This window comes from Mycobacterium sp., from assembly GCF_008709575.1.
In the GTDB taxonomy this organism is placed as follows: Bacteria; Actinomycetota; Actinomycetes; order Mycobacteriales; family Mycobacteriaceae; genus Mycobacterium.
This window is the reverse complement of sequence record NZ_VYIK01000486.1, coordinates 1-588: the sequence shown is the minus strand read 5'-3', so window position 1 is coordinate 588 and position 588 is coordinate 1. Positions and strand designations below refer to the sequence as shown.

The window sequence follows — 588 nt, the reverse complement described above, 5'->3', positions numbered from 1 at the left end:
CCACTGCCACACGGATTTGGGCACTGGCACATCGGGATAGACGTCGCGAAACATCTGACTCATCTGATCGAACTCGTTGGCATTCCGCGCCGACCGCTGGAACTCGGCCCGTTGTGGTTCGCATGATCCGACAGCTCCGCTGTGCAGCGAGAAGCTCCAGTCATCGGTGAGTTCCGGCTCTCGGGCAGACCGCGGACGAATCCACCAGGAAGTAGATCAAGTCCCGACGGCCTTCTCGTCGGCGCGTGCCGCGAGCCACCCCTCGTAATCCCAACCCTTGGCATGCTGGCGAGACCGGGCCAATGCCTCGATGCGCTGGAACCGCTCGACGTAATCGCGCATCGCGAGGTTTATAGCTTCCTTCTTGGTGTGCACGCCGGCGATCCGCATGACGGCGGCCAGTGCTTCGTCGTCGAGGTCGATCTGCGTCACCGACATGACAGCCTCCCCACGTTGGCGATGTTTGTCACGAACATACATCGCCAACATTGGCTGCTCGACAGTGTGACCGCCGGCCTCAGACACGCCGGCGTTCCCGTTCGGCGGCTACCTCGACGCTGACCACGTCATAGGCCAGGCTCTGGCCGT

General features: G+C 62.4%; 2 pseudogenes. Both read right to left on the bottom strand.

Going from position 1 to position 588, the window contains the following annotated elements:
* Window positions 1–160 (bottom strand): annotated as a pseudogene (locus F6Q13_RS19730) (VapC toxin family PIN domain ribonuclease); the annotation flags it as partial.
* A gap of 125 nt (window positions 161–285) precedes the next feature.
* Window positions 286–438: pseudogene (locus F6Q13_RS19725) on the bottom strand (type II toxin-antitoxin system VapB family antitoxin); the annotation flags it as partial.
* Window positions 439–588: the final 150 nt, after the last annotated feature.